At 62.3% G+C, this 16,110-nt stretch carries 14 protein-coding genes and 2 pseudogenes; 12 read left to right on the forward strand and 4 right to left on the reverse strand.

Features of this window, described 5'->3' with window-relative positions:
* Window positions 1-8: 8 nt before the first annotated feature.
* Window positions 9-1,523 (reverse strand): OmpA family protein, encoded by a 1,515-nt coding sequence (locus DM373_RS25015; protein ID WP_110996110.1) that lies wholly within the window; start codon window positions 1,521-1,523, stop codon window positions 9-11.
* A 412-nt stretch (window positions 1,524-1,935) separates the two neighbouring features.
* Between DM373_RS25015 and DM373_RS25020 the strand changes: the two genes are divergently transcribed.
* The 3 genes from DM373_RS25020 to DM373_RS25030 all read left to right on the forward strand — a co-directional run bounded on the left by DM373_RS25020 (window position 1,936) and on the right by DM373_RS25030 (window position 5,869).
* A complete protein-coding gene (locus DM373_RS25020; protein ID WP_157966886.1) occupies window positions 1,936-4,563 on the forward strand; it encodes a trypsin-like peptidase domain-containing protein in 2,628 nt (875 codons plus the stop codon).
* Between the two features lie 50 nt (window positions 4,564-4,613).
* A complete protein-coding gene (locus tag DM373_RS25025) occupies window positions 4,614-5,087 on the forward strand; it encodes a hypothetical protein (protein WP_157966887.1) in 474 nt (157 codons plus the stop codon).
* 74 nt (window positions 5,088-5,161) lie between these two features.
* Window positions 5,162-5,869, forward strand: a complete 708-nt coding sequence (locus DM373_RS25030; protein WP_110996113.1) for a hypothetical protein — start codon at window positions 5,162-5,164, stop codon at window positions 5,867-5,869.
* Between the two features lie 60 nt (window positions 5,870-5,929).
* Here DM373_RS25030 and DM373_RS25035 read toward each other — a convergent pair whose 3' ends face one another.
* Together DM373_RS25035 and DM373_RS25040 are read right to left on the reverse strand one after the other, a co-directional pair.
* Window positions 5,930-6,268, reverse strand: coding sequence for an antibiotic biosynthesis monooxygenase (locus DM373_RS25035; protein WP_110996114.1), 339 nt, complete (start codon window positions 6,266-6,268; stop codon window positions 5,930-5,932).
* A 19-nt stretch (window positions 6,269-6,287) separates the two neighbouring features.
* Window positions 6,288-6,674: a hypothetical protein gene (locus DM373_RS25040; protein ID WP_157966888.1), complete on the reverse strand. Its 387-nt coding sequence runs from the start codon at window positions 6,672-6,674 to the stop codon at window positions 6,288-6,290.
* A gap of 132 nt (window positions 6,675-6,806) precedes the next feature.
* Here DM373_RS25040 and DM373_RS25045 point away from each other — a divergent pair, with 132 nt between their 5' ends.
* From DM373_RS25045 to DM373_RS25055, 3 genes are all read left to right on the forward strand, one after another.
* Window positions 6,807-7,640 (forward strand): AraC family transcriptional regulator, encoded by an 834-nt coding sequence (locus DM373_RS25045; RefSeq protein WP_110996116.1) that lies wholly within the window; start codon window positions 6,807-6,809, stop codon window positions 7,638-7,640.
* A 213-nt stretch (window positions 7,641-7,853) separates the two neighbouring features.
* Window positions 7,854-8,126: a CopG family ribbon-helix-helix protein gene (locus DM373_RS25050; RefSeq protein ID WP_110996117.1), complete on the forward strand. Its 273-nt coding sequence runs from the start codon at window positions 7,854-7,856 to the stop codon at window positions 8,124-8,126.
* Window positions 8,126-8,401 carry a type II toxin-antitoxin system RelE/ParE family toxin gene (locus DM373_RS25055; protein WP_110996118.1) on the forward strand — a complete coding sequence of 92 codons (276 nt, stop codon included), beginning with the start codon at window positions 8,126-8,128 and terminating at the stop codon, window positions 8,399-8,401. The genes DM373_RS25050 and DM373_RS25055 overlap by 1 nt, the downstream gene beginning before the upstream one ends.
* Window positions 8,402-8,420: 19 nt before the next feature.
* Here DM373_RS25055 and DM373_RS25060 read toward each other — a convergent pair.
* Window positions 8,421-9,586 (reverse strand): annotated as a pseudogene (locus DM373_RS25060) (Y-family DNA polymerase); the annotation flags it as partial.
* 448 nt (window positions 9,587-10,034) lie between these two features.
* Between DM373_RS25060 and DM373_RS25065 the strand changes: the two are divergent.
* The 6 genes and pseudogenes from DM373_RS25065 to DM373_RS25090 all read left to right on the forward strand — a co-directional run.
* The gene (locus DM373_RS25065) at window positions 10,035-11,522 is read left to right on the forward strand and encodes a SulP family inorganic anion transporter (protein ID WP_028692951.1); all 1,488 of its coding nucleotides are present in this window, start codon (window positions 10,035-10,037) and stop codon (window positions 11,520-11,522) included.
* 14 nt (window positions 11,523-11,536) lie between these two features.
* Window positions 11,537-12,388 carry a universal stress protein gene (locus DM373_RS25070; RefSeq protein ID WP_028692952.1) on the forward strand — a complete coding sequence of 284 codons (852 nt, stop codon included), beginning with the start codon at window positions 11,537-11,539 and terminating at the stop codon, window positions 12,386-12,388.
* A 5-nt stretch (window positions 12,389-12,393) separates the two neighbouring features.
* Window positions 12,394-12,747 (forward strand): TraR/DksA family transcriptional regulator, encoded by a 354-nt coding sequence (locus DM373_RS25075; RefSeq protein ID WP_028692953.1) that lies wholly within the window; start codon window positions 12,394-12,396, stop codon window positions 12,745-12,747.
* Window positions 12,748-12,792: 45 nt separating this feature from the next.
* Window positions 12,793-13,131 (forward strand): annotated as a pseudogene (locus tag DM373_RS25080) (SdiA-regulated domain-containing protein); the annotation flags it as partial.
* A gap of 536 nt (window positions 13,132-13,667) precedes the next feature.
* A complete protein-coding gene (locus DM373_RS25085; protein WP_021018595.1) occupies window positions 13,668-15,146 on the forward strand; it encodes a benzaldehyde dehydrogenase in 1,479 nt (492 codons plus the stop codon).
* Between the two features lie 20 nt (window positions 15,147-15,166).
* Window positions 15,167-16,110: NAD(P)-dependent alcohol dehydrogenase (locus tag DM373_RS25090; RefSeq protein ID WP_110996119.1), on the forward strand; the 944-nt coding region annotated here is incomplete at its 3' end.

A 16,110-nucleotide genomic window follows, 5' to 3' on the forward strand; every position in this document is an offset into this window, starting at 1 on the left:
TGGTCCTGTTAGCGCGCAAGCTTGGGTTTGAACTGGGCGACGTAGGCGTTGTTCTGTTTGGGGTAGTAGATCTCGCCGGCGACGGCGGAACCGGCACGCTTGTCGAAGACGATGTCCATGCAGGTGACGGGGGTTTTCTTCTGATCCACCGCGAAGACCCGATAGAGGATCTGGGTTTCACCTTCGTAGGTGTTGGCCACCGAGCTGTACACCGGGCTCTGCTTCTTCGAGCCGCTGGCGAAGTCGGAGATGAACTGCATCTTCGGCGCCACCGCCACCTGGGCGTTGTCACGCAGGATGCCCACCGGGCCGACCGTGGCCACATGGCCATTGACCTTGCTGCCCCAGACCTGGCCGTTGAGGCCGGGGAAGAAGTCGTTGGTGCGGTAGTCCTTCAGGGTGGCGCCGGTAGCCAGGTTCTTCACCTCGCCCTCGACCCGCGGCAGGTCGCCCACGCACGAGGTCACCGGCGCGCTGGCGTAGGCCGGGCTGATGACCGAGAAGGTCGAGCTTTTGGGGGTGATGTTCGAGGCCAGTGCCGACTGGGTGCTGGTGACCGGTTCCCCGCCGAAGTCGATGCCGCCCTTGCCATCGAGCTGCACGATGACCGCCGCTGCGGGCTGGTCGGGCAAGGTCGGCGCCTTGTCGTTGTGCACCGGCGCAGGCGCACGGGTGGTTTTTGCCACCGTCACCTTCTTGCCCGGCGCCTGGGCCTTCACCTTGGGTTGCGCCGCCGTGCCATGGGCCAGGTACTTGGCGTTGCTGCGCTCGTCGTTGACCCGCTTGACCAGCACCTGCTCGTTGTCCACCTCGACGAACTCGACGCGGCGGTTCTGCGCGCGCCCGGTGTCACTGGCGTTGTCGGCCAGTGGGCGCGAGGCGCCGGCGCCCTGATAATAGATGTCCTGCCGGGCGATACCGGCGCTGGCGAGGATATCGCCCACGGCGCGGGCGCGCTGCTCGGACAGGCGCTGGTTCAGCTCGGCGCTGCCGGTGGAGTCGGTGTGCCCGACCACCAGTACCTTCTTGCTCGGTTTATCAGGTTCGGCCTTGCCAAGGTTGCTGGCGAACTCCCGGGCCAGGGCGCTGAGCTTGCGCGTGCCGTCGGCGGTCAGGGTGGCGGAGCCGGAGGGGAACATCTCCTGCATCTGCACCTGGGCCTCGAGGCCGACCGAGGCCTTCTTGCCAGTGTTGGCGTCGACCACCTCGATTTCACGCACCTGCGCCTGCAGCCCTTCCTGGGTGGCGACCGCCTTGAGCCGGTCGACCCGCTGCTTGTAGGCATAGCCTGCGGCGCAGCCCACCGCCCCACCGGCCACCGAGCCTGCGGCGATCTGCTTGCCGTTGCCCCCCGCCGCCGCCACGATCGCCCCGCCGATCACGGCACCGGCCAGCGCACCCGCGCCGCAGGCGAAACCGCTGGAGTTGTCACCGAGCGTCTTGTCGATGGTGGCGCAACCACTCAATCCGAGCGCGACCGCCGCGGCCAGCGCAGTGGGCCGCATGAAGCTGGAGCCGAACATTTCCCTTCCTCTTTGCTGCCCGCTGCAGCGGGCGTTTTTCAGCGTCAGTGCCGGATGCCTGTCCGCCGTGCCCGGCAGCATCTTTGTAAATCCGCTTGAAAATGGCGCGTGCGCACACCGACAACGGGCCTGCTGGCAGGCTCGCCGGGGCGATAAAGGGGGAGTGGTGACAGGGACTCCATTCCCGCGGGTACGCAGCCTTTCCTGGCGTTTCATGGCTAGGGGCCACTAGTTACTATGAAACTGCCAGTATTACAAGATTTGTCCAAGAAACCGGCGTCAAACTGCCGCACGGGCGCCGCCTTGACGCGGGTGACGACAATCAGAGCGCGCTCAGGCCAGCACCTATAATTGCCTGCTACTGGCCCGGCGCCACCGGGGCCAGCCAGGCGACCGACTGCTGGAGTACACCGTGAGCCTTCCATGCCGACGCTGTTGGCCATTGCTGGCCCTGGCCCTCGCCTGCCCCGCCCATGCGGCGGTGGACGCCGTCGACAACAACACGCTGAACACCCTGCGCGCCGAGGCCGAAGCCGGCGACCCGGCCGCTGCCCAGCGCTACGGCTGCCTGTTCGTCGACCAGCCAGGTGTCGAGCCGGATGCCGCCAAGGCCCGCCAGTGGGTGGAACAGGGGCGCAACCTGCCCGCCCTGCTGCGCCGCGCCGACGCAGGCGACACCGACGCCATGGTGCAGATCGGCGATACCTACTTCGACACCTGCCTGCACGACAGCTTTGCCCCGTTGGCCATGCCCTGGTACCGCAAGGCGGTGGCCGGCGGCGATATCCGCCGCGCCTGGCGCTTGATGGACGATGCGCGGACGCTGGACGAGAAGCGCCACTGGGCCGAGATTGCCGCCGCCATCGTCACCCCCGAGGGCAAGCCCAGGGACAACCGCTATGGCGGCGAGACGTTTTTCGCCAACCTCGCCGAGCACAACGGCCACGATATCCCCTGGGGGCTGCGCCATGCGCCCGGCACCCGCTACCTGAGCCTGCGCCCGGTGCAGGTTCGCCTCAAGCCCGACCCCGCGTCCCCGGTGATCCAGGACCTCGGCCGCTGGCACCTGGTGTATGCGCGCCCGGCCCAGACGCCCGGCTGGCTGGCGGTGATTGCGGCCAGCGAAGGCCCCTACCCGGATACCTTGGGCTACCTGAACCGTATCGATACAGCCTCGGTGGCGCGTTTTCTCGACCGGCAACCGCAGGTGCGTCCCGACCGTCAGGCGGTGTATGGCCTGGTGGGTTATTTGCGCGAAGCGGACCTGGCCAACCTCGACCAGCCTGCCCCCCTGCCCTTGCCCACGGCGGGCCTGACGCCCGTACCCTCGCTGTGGCGCGGTATCGGCGTCGAGGAAGACCGCCAGTTCATCACCGATTTCAGCCAGCCGCCCTATGACGCCCTGGTGCAGGTGAAAGCCCAGGCCGGCAGTTGCAGCGGTGCCGTGGTGGGCACGCCGACCCTGGTGGTCACCGCCGGCCACTGCGTCGACAAGACCGACCGTAAAGGCAAGGTGCAGGTGATATTCGAACGCTCGGCCGCGCACAAGGAGGTGATCCCGGCCACCTTGGTCAGTTACCAGCACAAGGGCGGCGCGGACTGGGCCATCCTGCGCCTGCGCAAGGCGCCCGCCACGCCGGTGACGCCGCTGGCCTTCGCCGACAACTTCGACGCCTCCCGCTCGGCGCAACTGAACGTCGCCGCCATCGGCTACCCCGGCGACCTGTTCAAGCTGTCCATGGCCAGGCTGGGCTTTGTCGCGCCTTCGCTCAAGCAGTGCACCCTGGACATCAGCCGGCACAGCTACAACGCCCAGCAACGGACCCTCCTGTTCAACCACTACTGCAACATCTGGTTCGGCGACTCTGGTGGCCCCCTGCTGGTGTGGAACCCCGTCAACGCCCGTTTCGAACTGCTGGGCGTGCACGCTGGCGTGGACGATGGCTTCGAAGGCACCCACCGCAAGACCCTGTTCAGCGACAGCCGCTTCAGGGCCCTGATGTACAAGGCTTATCAGGACGTGGAGGTGCCGTTGCTGGGCAACCGCCAGCAGGCGTTGGACAAGGCGGCCTACTTCCGCCCGGCGCAGCAGGCCGACAAGGACAACCCCGGGGTCTCGACGGTGGCACGGGCCTACCGCGAGCGGGTCGAGAGCCTGTATTTCGACCGCTCGACCCTGAGCCTGGCGCTGATCGAAGCCCTGCGCCAGCAGGCCGGCCAAAGGCCACGGCTGGATACACCTGACAAGTTGGGTTTCTGGACCACGCCGCCGGAGGACGGCTTCAAGGTGATCGGGCCCATCGATGAAGCCCGCCTGGCTTGCATGGCCACCTGTAACAAGGCGGTGCTGCGCGCCAGTGGCGCCAGCTTGCGCTATGGCGAGCCGGTCGATTTGCAGCAGATGGCCAGGCGCGACGACACCTTGGTGATGCCGGGCTCGCGACGTGTCATCGTGGGCGGCGATCTGTTTCACGTGGGCAACGATGGCCGGGTGGACGCCGTTGCCCGGCAGTTCATGAACCTCAAGGCCAGTGGCCCGGGGTTCAACGCGTTTTACCAGAGCCGCTACGGCGAGCCCGCCGAGACAGTGGCCAAGGAGGAGTCGCTGGCCACGGATGTCGAGCCCACCGGCGTGCTGCATGCCGGACCGAGCCTTGGCAGCGACACCCCCATCGGCATTCCCGGTGGCCAGCTGATCACGACGGCAGCGCTTACCCGCGAACTTGCCACGCCCAAGCCGCCCGTGGTGATTGCCGCCATGGGCGCCAGTACCGGCATACCCGGTGCCATCGACCTGCACTACGGCGCCGAGGGCGGCAACTTCAGCGACAAGACCCAGCAACGCCTGGCCAACGACCTGCAAGCGTTGACCCACGGTGACAAGGCGCGGGCGCTGGTGTTCTATGGCCACCACCCACAATGCTGGATGAGCTATAACAGCGCGCTGCGCGCCATTGCCCTGGGCTACCGCCAGGTGTATTGGTACCGCGGCGGGGTGAAGGCGTGGGTCAGGTCGGGGGCACCGCTGGACTGGCTGTGACAGGCCCACCACCCCGACCGAATGCAACCGTTCAACCTCAAGGCCCTGCCATGAACCGAAAAGCACGACGTGCTGCAATGCTTGCCAGCCTGGCCGATGCCCCGGTGCCCGTGCGCAGGTTCGACGCTGACTGCATGACGCTGATACCCGAGTGCCGGTCGATCATCGACGCCCTTTCGCTCGTAGCAAACGGCGGCGCGCAATGGGCGCATCGCGCCGTCACGTTATGGTTCGATGGCCCGGCACCTGCGTGGGTGCTGCTCTACCAGTTCCCGGACATGGCCCCTTACTTCGACTTCGCGTATAGCAGCAGGCAACCGCCGCAACAGGCCTTGGCCGCGTTACTGGCCAGGTACCCCCAGTGCAAACTGCTCGATTGGTCCCCCGGCCATCTTGTATGCCTTGAAGCGGTCGAGATGACCCTCGAAGCGCAGGCGGAGATGATCGGCGACTTTGCCGAAACGGTCTGGGCGCTGCGCGACCCGGTGATCACGGTTTCCTACGAAGTACGAGGCAGGGCGTGAGGGGCCTGCGCTTGGCGCTTTCTTGCTAGACTCGCGCCTCTCGACGCCAATCGCCACGGATGCCACTTTTTGTCATGAGACACCTGCTCACGCCTCTGCTGTTTACCTGCTTCAGCCTCCAGGCACACGCCCAACCCGCAACGCTGCTTCCCGGTGAAGCGGAGTATCGGCAAGCGGCGCCGATCCTCGACGAGATTGACCGCAGAATGATGGAGCTGGTGAATCGACGCGAGCCAGACGGCCGAATGAACGAAGCGTCCAGGCTGGCGTTCGTCGATTACACACAGCAGCATCTACCCAGCGCCAACAAGCTGCTGGAGGCCGCCATCGCTGCCGGCAACCCGGCCGCTGAGTATCGCTTGGCGCAGTTGCTCGGTGTTCTGGACGGCCAGGGGCAGCGTGCCAAGATATGCGGGTTGTTCAAATCGAGCCTCAATCGCGGCTTCACGCCTGCGGCGCTGCAAATGCGCGTGAACTGCCTGAGCGATATCGATACGCCCGAGTACATTGCGCAGGTCAAGGCCTTGCCGGAAATGCCCGGGCCTTATGCGCGCTACTATCCGCAGCCGACCATCCTTGAGTACTGCTCGCAGGCTCGGCCAATGCCCACCGTGGTAATGCAACTTGATGAACCGGCCTTCAGGGCGAATCTGTATTTCGCCATGCGCGATGTGTTGGTTGATACAGGCGCCAAAGACAAAAACGTGAAGTTTGCGTATCAGATGAAAGCCCTGGAGTACGGTTGCCCGCGGGTTCAGGGGTGGCTGGATAGGCAGATATAACCGTATCGAGATTCCCTTGGGCGTGCCCCTTCGAAGCGCAGGCCTCGCAATTGCGGGTGATCACACAACCGTCTGAGTACCTGAATGGTATTGGGGCTTGCAAAGCGGCGCACCGCAGAACGTCCCGAAGCGCAGCCCCACCACCAACCGCTGCGCCGTCAGCTCGAACAACTCACTCAGGCATGGCAGGTCGAAGTGTGCGGCCATGCGTTCGGTCGAGTCCCAATACCCCGTGATAACCCAGGTACTCTCAGGGTAACTGCCGCAAGTCAGACTGTAGGCCGCACACCCCGAAAGGCGATTGAGCTTTACCAGCAACCTGTTCAAGCGCGCCTTGAGGACCGCGGCCGAACCCTTGGCCGGCTTGATCTCGACGGTACTGATCGCAACGATACCCATGGCCCCTACCCTCGGCGGCTCATTGCGCCATCAGCCTGCGCGCCAATGACAAACCTTCCTCGCGGCTGCTCACGACGAACAAGGGGTAGCCCCAGAACAGCTCGAACTTGTCTGCGAATGCGCTGGCCGCTTGCCGCTTACCCTGGTCTGGCTCGATGTGAACCTGTGCCTTGACGACGCTGCGCAAGGCGGCCTTGTGGCGCTTCATCCACAACGACAACTGCTTCTGCTCCTCCTGGCTGGGTGCATCCTGCGCCTGCTTCGCCCGCTCGGCATCCAGCAGCACGAAGGGTTCGCCACCCGCCAGCAACACTTCGAAGGCCTTGAAACCCTCATCGTCGGTATCGATGCCCGCCGTGCCCACGTTCATCCAGACCATCGGAAAGCCTGTGGAATCCAGGATCATTTGCCTTGCCCTCGGTAGTTAATGGAATGCAGGTGCACGATATCCGCCACAACGGCTTTACGTCATTGCACAACTTGGCCACACTATTTTTCATTTCGGCCAATCGTATTCATCTTCTACGAGGCACCCTTCATGGAACCCATCTGCGCTAACGACCTGCCGCTTGCGTGGGACGTTGACAGCATTGCGCGCCAGGTGACGGTGTTGAATGCCTCCCGGGTTGCCAAGGACTGGGAGCACGCCCCGCATCAGCACCGCAAGGCACAACTGATCTATTCGGTGCGCGGGGTCCTCAACTGCGAAGTCGCCACCGGCGTGTGGGTCGTGCCGCCGCAATGCGCGGTATGGATCCCCGGCGGCGTGCTGCATACAACCCGTGGCTCGGGGGAAACAGAGTGCTACTGCCTGTTCGTCGAACCCGAGGCAATCGAAAACCTGCCTACCGCGTGCTGCACGCTTGCGGTGTCGCCACTGCTGCGCGAGTTGCTGCTCAAGGCGACGGCCTTCGAGGTGCTGTACCCGCAGAACGGTCGAGAGGCCCGGCTGATTGCCGCCCTGCTGGACGAGTTGAGCGAAGCGCCTGTCGAGTACCTGCACTTGCCGATGCCCCGGGACCCGCGCCTGCGCCAACTGGCGCAAGGCTTGCTGGCCAACCCGGCGGACAAGACCACGATGGACGAATGGGCCCGGCGCATTGGCGTGAGTGAACGCAGCCTGAGCCGTCTGCTGATGCAGGAAGCCGGCATGAGCTTCGGGCGCTGGCGCCGGCAGTTGCACATCGTGCTGTCGCTGCAACGCCTGACCCAGGGTGAGAGCGTGCAGGCCGTTGCCCTGGCGCTGGGTTATGAAAGCGCCAGCGGGTTCGTCACCATGTTCCGCAAGGCCATGGGCAAGCCACCGGCGCGCTACCTGATCGAACGCGGGATGGCTTCGGGCAGCGCGGGTGCCATTGTGCTTGGGACTTGAGGGGAATCGAGGGTTGCTTCTGCAGCGGTGCAAGCGTTGCTATGCTGACTGCGCTCTTGACGATGTATTTTTATTAATTACGATTAACTTCAAATCAATTTTCAGCAAGCTACGGCTGAGACACTCTGCCCAAGTGGCCGTCCCGACTGCAGCCTACCAGGCGCCCCCTGCAGAAGACGGGCGCCCACAGCCTGGCATCTTGGAGCAATCACCATGAACAGCACCGCCAAAACCCGATCAGTTACCGCTCACGTCCCGGTGGAGCTGGCCGAACGTGTCGATCAAGTCGCCACGCGCCTGGAGCGCTCCAAGAACTGGATCGTCAAGCAAGCCCTGTGCGCCTGGCTCGACCAGGAGGAAGAACGTAGCCGCCTGACCCACGAAGCCCTGGCCGATGTCGATGCCGGCCGCGTGATCGACCACCAGGCCGTCCAGGCCTGGGCCGACAGCCTGAGCAGCTCTGCTCCGCTGCCGGTACCGCGCTGATGGAATTGAAGTGGACCAGCAAAGCCCTGTCTGACCTTGCTCGACTCTATGACCACTTGGCGCCGGTGAATCAGCCTGCGGCAGCCCGCACAGTGCAGCAACTCACGGCAGCCCCGACCACGTTGCTGACCAACCCGCGTATCGGCGAGCGGCTGGAAGAATTCGAACCGCGCGATGTGCGGCGGATTCTGGTCGGGCACTACGAGATGCGTTATGAAGTTGTAGGCCCCACCATCTACCTGCTGCGCTTATGGCATACGCGAGAAGAGCGATAGGCCCCGAAAAGCGTACCGCTCACCGCGAACCCACCGTCCACAACTGCTCGATCCGCGTGGTATAGGACGGGCTCATCATCGCCCGGCGCATCCCCCATTCGGGTGTTGCGGGCACGCTGCCGGCCCTGAGCGTCCCCCGCCCGTAGCGCCCGTTGACCTCGTCCAGTACAGACATCAGCCGGCCGCTCGCCAAGGGCTGGCCCTGCGCGAACAGATCGTCGCTGAACGCCCCGGCTGGCGCAGATCCAGCAGCAACACCTCGGCCTTGCTGTAGCGGTAACCGGCCTGGTAGATCCGCGCCACCGCCTCGGTCGCCATCCGCGTCAGCAGCAAGGTGTCGTCGCTGGGGTAAGGCAGTTCCACCAGCACGCCCTGCACGTGGTGACGCTCATCGGGGTTGAACAGCCCGGTGCGGATGCTCACCCGCATGCGCTTGCACAGCGAGCCCTGGGCCCGCAGTTTCTCGGCGGCGCGCCCGGTGTAAGTGGCCACCGCCTGCTTGATCGGCGCAAGCTCGGTGAGGCGCTTGCCGAACATGCGGCTGCAGCAGATCTCCTGCTTCGGCGGGTCGGCTTCTTCCAGCGCCAGGCATGGCGTGCCGGTGAGCTCGCGGGCAGTCTTCTCGACCACCACGCTGAATTTTTCGCGCAGCAGCCGCGGGTCTGCCCGGGCCAGGTCCATCGCCTTGCGGATGCCCAGCTCGGCCAGGTGCGCGGTCATGCGCTTGCCGATCCCCCACACCTCCTCCACCCCGGTATTGCGCAGCACCCAGTCGCGCTTGAACGGCTCGCAGATGTCCACCACCCCGCCGGTTTGCGCCTGCAAGCGCTTGGCCATGTGGTTGGCGAGCTTGGCCAGGGTTTTGGTGCGGGCGATGCCCACCCCCACCGGGATGCCGGTGCAGCGCAGCACCCGGGCGCGGATATCGCGGCCGAACTGGGTGAGGTTGCCCGGGATGCCGGTGAAGTCGGCAAAGCACTCGTCGATGGAATACACCTGCGCCGCCGGCACCATCGACTCGATCAAGCTCATCACCCGCTCGCTCATGTCGCCGTACAGCGCGTAGTTGGACGAGAACGCCAGCACCCCGTGCCGGCGCAGCTTGTCGCGGATCTGGAAGTACGGCTCGCCCATCCGCGCGTAGGCCTTGGCCTCGGCACTGCGGGCGATCACGCAGCCGTCGTTATATCTGAATGACCCTAACAGTTAGTTGAGTGTAAGATATTGATTTATAAGCAAATTAACTCCCTAACATTTTTTTGATTATTTTCCTTCGTTCCTGATGGCGATACTCCTCGACTAAGCCTATTTCAGACGTGGCTTCGCAAAGCAGGGCGGCGGATCGCAATCGACGATAGCTTCACTGTATACTTTTGGCTCCGCATACCCCTTGAGCTACAGGAACACCAGCATGACTGTACTCCAAACGCTCTACTGGCAGCCTACGCCGCCTTAGCGCTACGCCCCCTCGCAACAACCTCGCCTCCGCCAGTTTCGCTGGCGGCTGCGTACTGCTGTATGCCCGGTTCTTACACCCAAAGCGCACAGCAAAATAATCCTCACAATTTGAATTCGTATCGACGCGCTCGCCATTTTCCTGGCATGCGTGCGGTGCATTGCTTTGGATATTCTGATGCTACAAACACTCAAACAAACGTGGTTTTCCAACGTCCGTGGCGACGTGCTCGCGGGGATCGTCGTCGCACTTGCGCTGATCCCTGAAGCCATCGCTTTCTCTATCATTGCGGGCGTCGACCCCAAAGTTGGTCTCTACGCCTCATTCTGTATCGCCGTGGTGATCGCCTTTGTCGGTGGCCGCCCAGGCATGATTTCAGCCGCGACAGGGGCCATGGCACTGCTGATGGTGACCCTGGTCAAGAACCATGGTCTTGAATATCTGCTGGCCGCCACGCTGCTGTGTGGCGTGTTGCAAATTGGTGCTGGCTACCTGAAGCTCGGCTCGCTGATGCGCTTCGTTTCGCGCTCGGTGGTGACCGGCTTCGTCAATGCACTGGCGATCCTGATTTTCATGGCTCAGCTGCCCGAGCTGACCAATGTCACCTGGCACGTCTACGCCATGACAGCCGCAGGCCTCGGCATCATCTACCTATTTCCCTATATCCCCAGGATCGGCAAGCTCATCCCATCGCCACTGGTGTGCATCATCGTGCTGACCGCAGTCGCCATGTCGGTTGGGCTGGATATCCGCACGGTCGGTGATATGGGGGAACTGCCGGATACGCTGCCAATCTTTCTCTGGCCTGACGTGCCGCTGACGTTCGAGACGTTGGCCATCATCTTCCCTTACTCGGCAGCGCTGGCCGTGGTCGGTCTGCTGGAGTCGATGATGACCGCGACTATTGTCGACGACCTGACCGACACCCCCAGCGACAAGAACCGCGAGTGCAAGGGCCAGGGCGTGGCCAACATTGCTTCGGGTCTGATCGGCGGTATGGCCGGCTGCGCGATGATTGGTCAGTCGATCATCAACGTGAAATCCGGCGGTCGTTCTCGTCTGTCCTCCCTGGCCGCAGGTGTATTCCTGCTGCTGATGGTGGTGTTCCTCGGCGACTGGCTGAAGCAGATCCCGATGGCTGCGCTGGTGGCAGTGATGATCATGGTGTCCATCGGCACCTTCAGTTGGGATTCGCTGCGCAACCTGAAGAAGCACCCGTTGTCGACCAACATTGTCATGGTCGTCACCGTTGTGGTCGTGGTGGCCACCCACAACCTTGCCTTCGGCGTGTTGGCCGGCGTGCTGCTGGCCGCGATGTTCTTCGCCAACAAGGTTGGCCATTACATGGCGATCAGTTCTTCGCTGGACGAATCCGGCGAGCATCGTAGCTATAACGTCACTGGCCAGGTGTTCTTCAGCTCGGCAGACAAGTTCGTCGCGGCCTTCGACTTCAAAGAAGCCCTGAACAAGGTAACCATCGACCTGAATCGCGCCCACTTCTGGGATATCACCGCAGTTGCTGCCCTGGACAAGGTGGTTATCAAGTTCCGCCGCGAAGGCACCGAAGTTGAAGTGTTAGGTCTCAACGAAGCGAGCGCCACTATCGTGGATCGATTCGGAGTTCACGATAAACCCGACGCCATTGATCAACTCATGGGCCACTGAGAAGGAGAACAACGATGACCCAAGTAATTGCCTGTATCGACGGTTCCACCTCGGCTCCAGCTGTGTGCGACTACGCAGCCTGGGCCAGTCTGAGCCTGGAAGCCCCGCTGACCTTCTTGCATGTGCTGGATCAGCGCCAGTACCCAGTTGCGGCCGACTTGAGTGGCAATATCGGCCTTGGCAGCCGCGAGCATCTGCTCGATGAGCTTGCTTCCCTGGATGAACAGCGCGGTAAGTTGGCCCTGGAGCAGGGGCGGATCATGTTAACGGCCGCGAAAGAGCGGGCCATGACGGATGGTGTGACCGCGCCGGAGTCCAAGCAACGTCATGGCGATCTGCTGGAAAACCTGCAAGAGCTGGAAAGCGAAACGCGCCTATTGGTCATCGGTCGCCAAGGCGAGTCTAGCGGCGGTCTGAGTCAGCATGTCGGAAGCCAGCTGGAGAGCGTGATTCGTATCATGCACCGGCCAATCCTGGTCACCCCGGCCAACTTCCAAAAGCCCGAGAGCGCGATGCTGGCCTTCGATGGCAGCGCTACTACCCGCAAGGGTGTGGAGATGCTGGCGGCCAGCCCCCTGCTGAAGGGGCTGCCGATCCACCTGGTGATGGTTGGGCCAGTGAACGACGAATCGTCCGCGCAGCTGGACTGGGCGCAGAAAGTGCTGCTCAACGTCGGATTCACTGTTCGCGCCGAGACCCTGAACGGCGAGATAGAGCCTACCTTGCACGCCTATCAGAAAGAGCACGGCATCGACCTGCTGGTGATGGGGGCCTACGGTCATTCGCGCATCCGTCAGTTTCTGGTCGGCAGCACCACGACCAGCATGCTGCGCACCACCACTGGCCCACTGTTGCTGCTGCGCTAACGGCCATGGACGACGCCCTCGATCTTGCCCATTTCAAGACCCTACTGGAACAGCGGGCTGCCGAGCTGGATCGGTTGCTGGAAGACGCTGAGTCTCGCTCGCAATCGGTGGAGTTGGATCAAAGCAAGGTAGGGCGTCTGTCGAGGATGGACGCACTCCAGCAGCAAGCGATGAACGATGCCATCCGCAGTCGGGCGCAGCATGAACGCGTCCGCCTCCAGCTGGCCCTCAAGCGTTGGCACGAGGGCGAGTATGGCTGGTGTAACCAATGCGGCGAGTTGATCGCCTCGGGCCGCCTGGAATTCGATCCGGCCACGCCGTTGTGCATCACCTGTGCGAGCCGCGCCGAGTCGGATTGAAACCATGACAGCTCGTGACGTCAGTCCCAATTAACGAGGCTTCTAATGTATTTGATGGCTAAAAACTGGTTGGGCCGAACACAGAAAACAAGTGCCTGGATGTGGGCACTGCTGTGCTTTGTATTGCTTACCGTATTCCAAGTCCGCACCCATCACCTTGATGATCGGTTGTACTTCTGGATCAAGACCCACTGGCACACCGACGATTGGCAGGAGCGCTCTGTGTGGCTGCCTGACTATCGGGTTGAGCTCGATGCTAAGCCGGTTCCCGGTGTGGACAACAACCTTTCGGGCCTGACCTTCGACCCTGACCTGAACCTGCTATGGGCGGTTACCAACGGCCCAAACGAACTATTGGCCCTCAGTCGTGACGGTGACGTGGAAGGGGCGAATAGAGAAAACGGAAATTTTTGTACGCTAAGCGCTCTGTCAGGTTATCCAGACTTTGTTTTCGGCAACGGCGACTCTAACTAAGCCTTACGTTGGTTGGTTCCGTTGCTCCCCAAACCCCATCATCTAGCTTTATCTTGGGGATTGCAGGAGGGGCTTGGGTTGAAGGTGCAAGCGACGCTTCCCTATCAGACCCGCCACTAACGAAATGAACAGAAAGGAACCCCCACGACATGACCAATACCGAGCCCCCCCCGAGCAGCTTCAAGCGCGCATCGCCGAGCTGGAAGCGCAGGGGGTCATGACTGCGTCTCCGTCTCTTGCATCACAATGTCCAGATACTGACCACCGTCCACCCCACGCATTGTCCAGTAACTGAACAACTCCACTTCGAACACAGCGAAGAACACTGTAAATACCACTGTCTGTAGCTACCAGAAAGCTGGCACGACCTCTGCTATATGTTTTTCATCGCAGCCAATGACGGCTGGCCCCCAAATCACAAGATCAAAAAAAGAGGGATATACCCGATGAGTAGCACGTCCTTGCCTGCCATTTTTTTACCTGCCGAACTCTGGAACGATCGCCTGTTCACCGGGACTTGGGAGGCTGGCCCCATCGCAGCCACGCAAGTACTCGAACCCGCCACCGGCAACCTCTTGGGCTACGTCGCCAATGCCGATGCCGCGCGAGTGGCTGCTTCGGCCAAAACCGCCAGCGCCGCACAGACCTCTTGGCACCAGCAGCCTTACGACGAGCGCGCGGCGTTGTTCCGTAAAGCCGCGAAAATCGCCGAACAACACTTCGAGGCCATCGTCGACTGGCTGGTGCGTGAAAGCGGTTCGACCCGTGCCAAGGCCGCATTCGAAACCAGTATCAGCATCAAAGTCCTGCACGAAAGCGCTGGTCTGCCCTCGCGTAGTCAAGGTGAAGTGTTGCCTTCGGTACCTGGCCGTCTGAGCCTTGCTCGCCGCCGTCCACTGGGTGTGGTGGGAGTGATCTCGCCCTTCAACTTCCCGCTGTATCTGGCCATTCGGGCGGTTGCTCCGGCGCTGGCAACAGGTAACGCCGTCGTACTCAAACCAGATCCACGCACGGCGGTATGTGGCGGTTTCGTGATTGCCCGGTTGTTCGAACTGGCGGGGTTGCCTGCTGGCTTGCTGCACGTTTTGCCTGGCGGTGTCGATGCGGGTGCTGCGCTGACCAGTGATCCGCATGTGGCGATGATCCAGTTCACCGGTTCGACCGGTGCCGGGCGCAAGGTTGGTGAAGCTGCAGGTCGTCATTTGAAAAAAGTTTCGTTGGAACTGGGCGGTAAAAACTCATTGATCGTGCTTGATGACGCCGATCTCGACTTGGCCCTGGCCAACGCCACGTGGGGCGTTTACCTGCACCAGGGACAAATTTGCATGTCCACAGGTCGCCTGCTGGTACAACGTGCAATCTATGACCGCTTCCTTGAGCGCCTAGTGGCCAAGGCCAAGAGCCTGACGGTCGGCGACCCAGCCACCAGCGAAGTACACCTGGGCCCGCTGATCAACGCCCAGCAGCGTGATCACGCTCACCGCGTAGTGCAAGCCGCGCAACAAGCCGGTGCGACGCTGGAAGCAGGTGGTGGTTATGAAGGGCTGTTTTTCGAACCGACCGTGCTCGGAGGCGTTACCCGCGACAATCCGGCCTTCAACGAAGAAATTTTTGGCCCTGTGGCCGTAGTTGTGCCTTTCGATACCGACGAAGAGGCCGTTGCTCTGGCCAACGATACGGCATACGGCTTGTCTGCTGCCGTACTGTCCCGGGATGTTGGTCGCGCACTCAAGCTCGGTGAGCAACTGCGTGTAGGCCTGCTGCACATCAATGACCAGACGGTTAACGACGAGGTCATCAATCCGTTCGGCGGTGTGGGCGCATCAGGCAATGGCACCAGCATCGGCGGCGCTGCCAACTGGGAAGAATTCACGCAATGGCAATGGCTCACCGTCAAGGGTGAAGCACCGGCCTACCCACTGTAAAAACCTGGAGAAAAATAATAATGAACACACCTGTCTACCGCCCGATCACTGCTGCTGTCACTCGTGGCAAAGGCGCACCTTTTGCACTGGAAGCCGCGCAGATCCGCAATCCCCGGGGCGATGAAGTGTTGGTGCGCATCGTCGCCACCGGCATGTGCCACACCGACATGATCGTCCGAGATCAGTATTACCCAGTGCCGCTGCCTGCAGTGCTGGGCCATGAGGGCGCGGGAGTAGTGGAAGCCATTGGCCCACTGGTCAAAGGGCTTCAAGTGGGCGATCACGTAGTAATGAGTTACGGTTATTGCGGGCATTGCCTGTCCTGTGGAAGTGGCCACACCGCATATTGCCAGGACTTTTTCGGGCGTAATTTCAGTGGGGCAGACCCACAGGGTGAAAGTGCCCTGCAGGACAAGGACGGCGCGCGTCTGAACGATCACTTCTTTGCCCAGTCCTCCTTTGCCACGCTGGCACTGAGTCGGGAGAACAACGCAGTGAAGGTGAGCCGCGAAGCACCGCTGGAGTTACTGGGGCCACTGGGCTGCGGTATCCAGACGGGGGCAGGAGCAGTGATCAACTCACTCAAGGTTACTCCCGGTAGCAGCTTTGCCGCCTTCGGCGGTGGCGCGGTGGGGCTGAGTGCCGTGCTGGCGGCCCGGGTGGCGGGTGCCACCACGATCATTGTGGTCGATGTCGTCCCTTCGCGTCTGGCGCTGGCTACCGAGTTAGGCGCGACTCACGTGGTCAACAGCAAGGACGCCGATCCGGTGGCATTCATACGCGAAATCACCGGTGGTGGCGTCAATTTCGCCCTTGAATCCACGGGTCGCCCAGCGGTATTACGCCAAGCCGTCGATGCACTGGGTAGCCGCGGCAGTCTGGGGGTCGTCGGCGCACCGGCGCTAGGTACCACAGCGGAGTTTGACGTCAATGACCTGCTCTTGGGAGGCAAGACTATTCGAGG

The organism is Pseudomonas sichuanensis (assembly GCF_003231305.1).
In the GTDB taxonomy this organism is placed as follows: Bacteria; Pseudomonadota; Gammaproteobacteria; order Pseudomonadales; family Pseudomonadaceae; genus Aquipseudomonas; species Aquipseudomonas sichuanensis.

Excerpts from the sequence above, each read along its gene's own strand:
- DM373_RS25065 (WP_028692951.1), top strand. The coding sequence starts at position 10,035 with ATGCTACAAACACTCAAACAAACGTGGTTTTCCAACGTCCGTGGCGAC.
- DM373_RS25085 (WP_021018595.1), top strand. The coding sequence starts at position 13,668 with ATGAGTAGCACGTCCTTGCCTGCCATTTTTTTACCTGCCGAACTCTGG.
- DM373_RS25075 (WP_028692953.1), top strand. The coding sequence starts at position 12,394 with ATGGACGACGCCCTCGATCTTGCCCATTTCAAGACCCTACTGGAACAG.
- DM373_RS25055 (WP_110996118.1), top strand. The coding sequence starts at position 8,126 with ATGGAATTGAAGTGGACCAGCAAAGCCCTGTCTGACCTTGCTCGACTC.
- DM373_RS25040 (WP_157966888.1), bottom strand. The coding sequence starts at position 6,674 with ATGATCCTGGATTCCACAGGCTTTCCGATGGTCTGGATGAACGTGGGC.
- DM373_RS25015 (WP_110996110.1), bottom strand. The coding sequence starts at position 1,523 with ATGTTCGGCTCCAGCTTCATGCGGCCCACTGCGCTGGCCGCGGCGGTC.
- DM373_RS25045 (WP_110996116.1), top strand. The coding sequence starts at position 6,807 with ATGGAACCCATCTGCGCTAACGACCTGCCGCTTGCGTGGGACGTTGAC.
- DM373_RS25030 (WP_110996113.1), top strand. The coding sequence starts at position 5,162 with ATGAGACACCTGCTCACGCCTCTGCTGTTTACCTGCTTCAGCCTCCAG.
- DM373_RS25070 (WP_028692952.1), top strand. The coding sequence starts at position 11,537 with ATGACCCAAGTAATTGCCTGTATCGACGGTTCCACCTCGGCTCCAGCT.
- DM373_RS25035 (WP_110996114.1), bottom strand. The coding sequence starts at position 6,268 with ATGGGTATCGTTGCGATCAGTACCGTCGAGATCAAGCCGGCCAAGGGT.
- DM373_RS25025 (WP_157966887.1), top strand. The coding sequence starts at position 4,614 with ATGAACCGAAAAGCACGACGTGCTGCAATGCTTGCCAGCCTGGCCGAT.
- DM373_RS25050 (WP_110996117.1), top strand. The coding sequence starts at position 7,854 with ATGAACAGCACCGCCAAAACCCGATCAGTTACCGCTCACGTCCCGGTG.